Source organism: Levilactobacillus yiduensis, assembly GCF_024718525.1.
Classification (GTDB): Bacteria; Bacillota; Bacilli; order Lactobacillales; family Lactobacillaceae; genus Levilactobacillus; species Levilactobacillus yiduensis.
Map to the genome: position 1 here is coordinate 1 of NZ_JAMXAZ010000046.1, position 7,052 is coordinate 7,052.

Genomic DNA, 7,052 nt, shown 5'->3' on the forward strand with positions numbered 1-7,052 from the left:
TATTAATCGTCCTGGCTTCGTTATTTAGCCCTCTAAAAGCCTGCTGAGGGCTTTTTATTTTTGCTTTGGTATAAATATATATAAACAGTCTCAAAATCGCTAGAAACGAGAAATAAGGCCCTTAAAAACGAACATAGCAGTTGAATTCTTATTGAAATTCAAAAAACTAACTGTTTGCTGTCAATGGTAGCGGACGAGCGTAGCGTGGGAGCATAAGGAATTGACAGCTCTAAACCAGTCTTAACACTGAAATGGCGAAAGCCAAAGTTTTATAGAAACTTTGCTTTCCTGCCTAACGGCGAGTGAAAAAGCGGTCAAGCTGGTTCAGCTTGGACGGGGTTCGGGGCGTCAGCGCCCGAATAAATGTGGATTGCCACTCCTTTGTAGGCAACGAACGAAGTGAGGCGCAAAGAGCGTAGCGAATGAAGTTTAATGTGAGCCTGTTTTTGGGCTCACTCCTTTGTATTTTTGTTTTAGATTTTGATCTTGTACAGTGGTGCCTCTTTTAAACCTCTTTTATAAACCTCTTTTAAACCTCTTTTAGACCCCTATTGCGCCTTACTCCCCCAAGGCGTACAGAAGTTTATGGATAGAGTTTTGTCTGTTTATAGATAGAGTTTTGTCTGTTTATAGATAGAGTTTTGTCTGTTTATAGATAGAGTTTTGTCTGCTTATAGATAGAGTTTTGTAGTATTATATATTCATAAAACCATATTCATTAAAAGAGGTGCTTCATTTGAGTAATGAAATTGTTAAATATGATCCTGAATTAAATACAATCCCACTTCGAAAATTCACTCCTGTTGAAATGAATTTATTCTTCTCAATAGTTTCTAGAATGCGTGACAAGGGTGACGAAACTGTAAGGTTTTCATTTGATCAATTAAAAGAATTAAGTGCATATAAACCTACAGCAAATAACCGATTTATTGACGATATTGAAAGTACTTATCAAAAAATTTTAGGCTTACGCTTTGGAAGGCGTAGTAAAGATGGGCTGCATCGTGAATTTTTTGTTATGTTTACCGAATTTGAGATAAACGGCCATGCTGATGATCCTTATGTTGATATTAAAATTTACCCCAAAGCTATAAAATTATTAAATGAGCTGGAAAGTTGGGTTCGTTATGCTTTATCAGAATTCAGAGATTTAAAAAGTAGCTACGCAAAAACCATGTTTCGGTTACTAAAACAATTTAGAACTACTGGGTACGCTTACTTTTCAGTTGCAGACTTTAACGAGCTATTAGATGTCCCTAAAAGCTATAAAAGTAGCAATATAAATCAATCCGTTTTAAAACCCATCAAAGAGGAACTTACGCCTCTTTTTAGAGGCCTAACGGTTAGAAAAAAATATGGTAAAGGCCGCGGAAAACCAGTGATTGGGTATTCTTTTACTTGGAAGTCTGAAAAGAAAAACGCTAATGACTTCTCACAAGGTCAATTTCAAGATGAACGTCAAAAACTCTTTAACATTCAGCATAATGGTGAATTAACAGAACAGGAAAAATGGCGTGCCATTGACAAAGTTAAGGGGTTGACTTTAGGCTCCACTGAGAAACAAGCATTGGCTGATAAACAGGCCGAGCACGATAAAAAAATAAGAGATCAAGCAAGACAAGAAGCACTTGCTGAACTCCGAAAGGGGTTTGGAAATCATGCCTAAAACTATTAGAGAACTTGCTGATGAATTGAAGGTCTCCAAACAGACTATTCAATATCACTACCAAAGACTACCAGCAAAGAACCGACAAAAAGATAGTCAAGGTACAAACATAATCAGCCCTACAGCTGAAAAGATTATTAGCGACAAGGTAGCAAAGCCTTTGGTAGCAAATAACCAACAAACAGGTAGCAAAAAAGAGACAAAGACTAGCGAAGAAAATAATGAGCTAATCGCTACTCTAAGAAGAGAAGTAGCAGATTTAAAGTCTCAACGTGACAAACAGCTTGCTGCCAAAGACCAACAAATAGAGCATCTAACAAAATTAATAGATCAGCAACAACAACTACAATTAACAACTGTAGAAGAAAATAGAGAGTTAAAAGCCCATATTCAAAAAACAAGTGACTTACTTGAAACTTCTGGGACATTTCAGAAACAACAAAATAATACCTCAGAAGAGGACGTGTATAGAAATAGAAGCGATAAAAAATGGTGGCACTTTTGGTAAAGCTTTCTTATATTAGCCAAAATGTTATATAGTTAATTGACTGAAGAAATCGTATTAAGTTATGACCAATATTCCCTGTAAGCAAACTACACGCGTTTTTTTGGTAACAATTTTAATAAATCTACACTGGTATGGATTGCTCAGAAGTCAATAAATTGGACTATTTTTATTTGCCACTTATTATTCTGATAAGTCTAACTATTGCTTTTGGCATCAAAAGTGTCTTAGCGATACTGGTACTAATTATTCTGTCACTTACATTAGCATTATTTATTGCAAAATAAAAAGCAAAGCTTTTATAAAAAAAGTCTTGGCAAATTACAAGCTAAAAGTATTTGGCTAACTTGATTATAAAACGCGCGGTTGAAATTTAATGCCATTTATTGTAAAGTTTTCAATATAGAGCCATCTTCTCTCATGTGGTTTTGTTTAGCAATTTAACTGTACCAGAGCTGAGGCTCTTTGTGAATAAATCAGGTACTTGAAAGGAAGCAGTTTGTAATGAAAAAAATGGTTTTGGGATTAATGGTTGTTACTGGACTTTTAGGGACAAGTACGGTGGTTGCAAACGCCGCGGATACGGATTCGACAGGTGATGTGGCCTTCTCAAGTGGGACACTATCATTGTCAGTGGATAATACGCACCTTTCATTTGGGAAAGATACGATTTCGGCAGCTGATGCGACTTTGAATGCTTCGACCACGCCAACGGTAAAAGTTAGTGATTTGCGGGGGACGAATGCCGGCTGGGCATTGACCGTGGCACAAGGCCAACAATTCAATACGAAGACGGATGCGAGTGGCTCAGCGTTGACGAACGCTGCCTTGACGGTTGTTAGCACCAAAGTTTCAAGTGATTCAACGGTTAAGACGGGGAACGCCACTTTGACTCCTGGAACGACGACTCCTGGAACGACGACGAGCGGTACGACCACTAATGGCGCTGCAGGCACGGTTGCTTCAGCTTTAGCTGGTGACGGTAACGGAATCTCGACGTTTACGTTCGGCAGTTCTAACCTGACTGTTCCGGGTGCAACGCCTAAGCTCGCTCAAGGCTACACGACAACGTTGACTTGGAACTTGGGCGCTACGCCATCTAACTAAAGTGAGCGTGAAGCCTACTAGTGGTATGGTGATGTTGGTCGAACCAATATCCTGACTTAATTTGAGAGAAAAGGCGTGATGAGTGTGGGGAAACGATTGCGAGCATTATTAGCAACGGCATTAGTCGGTGTGATGAGTCTGTTCATGGGTGGCATGGCCCAATCAGCGAAGGCTGATTCGGCCGTGGGATTTGAGATCAGTCCGGTACGTTCGAGTAGTCAAGTCGATTCGAACGTCTCGTACTTTGATTTGAAGTTAAAACCAAAACAGACCCAGACCATTGCGGTGAAGGTGCACAACACCTCGAATGCGCCAATTACGATCAATGTTGGGATTTCCAAGGCGACGACCAACATCAATGGTGTGGTAGCTTATCAGCGGGCGACTGAAAATAAAAGTGCGGATTTGCCGTATGATTTAGCCAAACTGGTGACGACTGACCAGTCCGAAGTTAAGCTGGATAAGGGACAAGTTAAGACCGTCAAGTTTCAAATCAAGATGCCGGCCAAATCGTATGACGGTATCTTGGCTGGTGGGCTGACTTTCTTGAAAAAGGCAACGGCCGCTGAAACAAAAAAGGCGGTCGCGGTCAATAATCAGTATGCCTATACTGAAGCCGTTGTTCTGCATGGTGATCGCGATTTGACGACGAACCACCTCACGATGAACAAGATCACGGTCGAGCAACTCAACGGCCGCAACGTCATCAACTTTCCGTTAGTGAACCACACGGCGGCCTACTTGAATAAGGTCCAAACGAAGATCAAGATTTACCATCGTGGCGGCCAAAAAGTAGTCTACCATCAAAATTTGACTAACGGTCAGATGGCACCCAGTTCAATCTACAAATTACCGGTGCGAACCGGACAAAATGCTCTGAAGGCTGGCAAGTACACCGCAGTCGTCAAGGTCAAATCCAAGAAGCAGCACTGGCAATTTAAGCAGAACTTCGTGATTACGCAGGGCGAGGCCACTAATCTGAATCATACGGCGGTCTTGAAGCAGGGCCCTAACTGGTGGCTGTATATCGGCATTGGCCTCTTGATTTTACTCTTGATCATCTTGCTGATCTGGTACATTCGCCGCAAGCAGAAGAAGATTAAAGAATTAGAAAAACAATTGAATGACAAACGTCAATCATAACCGACTAAATAAGTAGCCACATCTTGACCAGCATGGTCTTGAGTGGGTACTTATTTTTTTGTTGTAATCACAATAATCATTAGGCGGTTTATTAGTAAAAGCGGTATACTTATCATTAATATGAAATATATAAATAAATGATTAAAGTGAAAAAGCGAGTAAGGATTTGGGGTGATGGAAAATGCAAAAACGACGGTTACAACGTGCACGTTTGACTGAAAAAAGAACTTATAAAATGTACAAAAAAGGGCGTTTCTGGTCTGCCTATAACAGAGAATAATAGTGGCACAGTCTAAAATACATGATGTGTTTGAGAAAAACTTTCAAATAAGCTTTGTCCCTATATTAGGGACTATAATTACAAAATCGCCCCTCAAAATCATTGTTAAAATAACCCCCAATATCTATAATGTAGATGTTGGGGGTTATTTATTTTCATATTATAAAAATAACTTCTTCTATTTGTCATTTTTTCGATACCTTTTAGCACGATTTTGACCAGGAAATAAACGATCATGCGATCCGACTCGAATGCCAATTAAGACTAGTTCATCTTTATCAATCGTATAAACCACCAGGACATCGTTAGTTTCGCTTGGTGTTTTGTTTTTCGGGGTATCTCGTAAGTGAAATTCATTATAACCGCTCATTCGCCGATTAAGCTCATGATCTTCAAATTCTGGTGGTAATTGTTGTTGCTCAAGCAACAGATCAATGGCTGCTCGAACTTCATCAATAATAGATTTGTCTAAACTGGCTAACCGTTTTAGATCAGCATTAAAGGTTGCACGTGGTTTAAATCTTAGTTTTTTCATTATTTAAACTGACCCCAATAACCATCATCTGATTCAACAATTTCATCGTCAGGTAAAACATGGCGTTTAATTAACTGATCACGTGCAATTGCATATTCTAACGAACCTTCTTTAGCTTTTAATGCTCTTTCTAGCCAGTCCATTTTTTCTTGTGAAACGATGGCTACTGCGCGACTATTTGAACGAGCAATATAAACGGTTTCGTCTTCGTCATTAACTTGATCCAAATATTTTTTTAGGTTAGCGCGAAAATCGCTCTGTGTTAGTGCTAATGTCATATTTACCACCCTTTCATTGTACTTAATATTGTACTTTAATTTGTACTAAAAATCAATTTTTTAAGGAGCTAAAACTATGCAACAAATTGTCTTACCAATCAAAGATTCAAATGTGCTCAAAGAAGTGCAAGATACGTTACTCCATAATTTCAAAGCTGGTTGGCGTAACTATACCGTTTTTCAAGTGGGTAAAGCGACTCTGTTGCGAGTGAGCGACGTTATGAAGCTTCGTTGGACAGATGTCTTTAACGAAAACGGCACCGTGCGTCAGAATGCGTTTATCCACGACCAAAAGACCGGTAAAGCTAACCTGCTCTACTTAAAACCCGTGCAAACTGATTTATTAGCCTATCAAGCTTGGTTGCAAGAAAACCATTTGGTTTCTGACTGGTTGTTTCCCTCGATTCAGCACCCAGAACGACATATCACGGAAAAACAGTTCTACAAAATCATGAGCAAGGTTGGCGATCTGTTAGGAATTAATTATCTAGGGACCCATACGATGCGTAAAACCGGGGCTTATCGCGTTTACACGCAATCAAATTATAATATTGGCTTAGTCATGAATTTGCTAAATCATTCCAGTGAAGCAATGACTTTAGCTTATTTAGGCTTAGACCAGGCTAGTACTGAAACGATGCTGGATAAAATTGATTTTGGTTAGGAGGCTGGCTTTATGGATTTAGATTTTAAATCAAACAAGTATGATCTTTTTGATGATTGGCATCAAAACAAGACTAAACAAGAGTTTACACAAAAGTTGCAACGGCAAGCTCAAATTGAAAAAACACACCTGCCAAAATTATTGTCGCGTGAAGATTTAAAAATTCGTTGGCAGATGAACTCTCGTCAAAGTGTTCATCAAGTTGCTAGTAAGCCTGATTTTCCGCAACCCGTTTTTGCTTTTAATCATGGTAAGACGCCACTTTACTTAGCAACTGAAATTCAAATTTTCGAAATTAATCACCCTTGGGTAATAACTCCCGGTGCTCGTCTTGCTTATAGTCATTGGATCCTTCGTAATGTGATTGATTAATCTTGAGATTTGGCTCTAGGCTTTTTATCGTTGGCGCTAGCCTTCTAATACAGATAATACCCATTTCGATGGGTATTAAATCTACCCTTGACACTTGTCAAGGGTGTAAGTGCGCATTGACCTCGTTTCACTCGGCCTTCTGATAACCATAAAATCAATTTTTGCCGTTGTTAAATGGAATGTATTCTTAATTCAATTTATGCTTACACTTAACTGAGTTTGTTATGCTTTAAATGCTAAAAATTGTTGCATATCCCGCTGCTTTCAACCAAATTTTTTTAATTGCTTTATGCAGAGAATCTTCATAAACCTGGCAACAAAATTTGAATAACTAACTTTAAGAACTGCGTATCTAATTTGAAATTATTATTTTAATGTTAGGAGTAATTAAGCTGGTATGTTTTGCAAAAAAGACAAGAAGATATTATTAATCGTCCTGGCTTCGTTATTTAGCCCTCTAAAAGCCTGCTGAGGGCTTTTTATTTTTGCTTTGGTATAAATA

The 7,052-nt window shown here is 38.8% G+C and carries 8 protein-coding genes; 6 read left to right on the forward strand and 2 right to left on the reverse strand.

Annotated elements, in window-relative coordinates; all coding sequences use genetic code 11:
- The first annotated feature begins 736 nt into the window (after positions 1–736).
- From NGM66_RS13900 to NGM66_RS13915, 4 genes are all read left to right on the forward strand, one after another.
- Positions 737–1,666, forward strand: a complete 930-nt coding sequence (locus NGM66_RS13900) for a replication initiation protein (protein WP_027821993.1) — start codon at positions 737–739, stop codon at positions 1,664–1,666.
- Entirely contained in the window at positions 1,659–2,174 is a 516-nt protein-coding gene (locus NGM66_RS13905; protein WP_233758955.1) for a DUF536 domain-containing protein, read from the forward strand. Before NGM66_RS13900 ends, NGM66_RS13905 begins: the two co-directional genes overlap by 8 nt.
- A 501-nt stretch (positions 2,175–2,675) precedes the next feature.
- Positions 2,676–3,278, forward strand: a complete 603-nt coding sequence (locus tag NGM66_RS13910; protein ID WP_258115828.1) for a WxL domain-containing protein — start codon at positions 2,676–2,678, stop codon at positions 3,276–3,278.
- A gap of 84 nt (positions 3,279–3,362) precedes the next feature.
- Entirely contained in the window at positions 3,363–4,421 is a 1,059-nt protein-coding gene (locus NGM66_RS13915) for a WxLIP family cell surface protein (protein WP_082230355.1), read from the forward strand.
- Between the two features lie 458 nt (positions 4,422–4,879).
- On the opposite strand, the gene NGM66_RS13920 is transcribed toward NGM66_RS13915, so the two are convergent.
- Both NGM66_RS13920 and NGM66_RS13925 read right to left on the reverse strand, forming a co-directional pair.
- Positions 4,880–5,236 carry a type II toxin-antitoxin system YafQ family toxin gene (locus NGM66_RS13920; protein ID WP_027822196.1) on the reverse strand — a complete coding sequence of 119 codons (357 nt, stop codon included), beginning with the start codon at positions 5,234–5,236 and terminating at the stop codon, positions 4,880–4,882.
- Positions 5,236–5,514 (reverse strand): type II toxin-antitoxin system Phd/YefM family antitoxin, encoded by a 279-nt coding sequence (locus NGM66_RS13925; RefSeq protein WP_010620850.1) that lies wholly within the window; start codon positions 5,512–5,514, stop codon positions 5,236–5,238. Before NGM66_RS13925 ends, NGM66_RS13920 begins: the two co-directional genes overlap by 1 nt.
- A 76-nt stretch (positions 5,515–5,590) precedes the next feature.
- Here NGM66_RS13925 and NGM66_RS13930 point away from each other — a divergent pair, with 76 nt between their 5' ends.
- Together NGM66_RS13930 and NGM66_RS13935 are read left to right on the forward strand one after the other, a co-directional pair.
- The gene (locus tag NGM66_RS13930) at positions 5,591–6,178 is read left to right on the forward strand and encodes a site-specific integrase (protein WP_012660357.1); all 588 of its coding nucleotides are present in this window, start codon (positions 5,591–5,593) and stop codon (positions 6,176–6,178) included.
- Positions 6,179–6,190: 12 nt separating this feature from the next.
- Positions 6,191–6,550, forward strand: coding sequence for a hypothetical protein (locus NGM66_RS13935; RefSeq protein WP_012660358.1), 360 nt, complete (start codon positions 6,191–6,193; stop codon positions 6,548–6,550).
- Positions 6,551–7,052 lie beyond the last annotated feature (502 nt).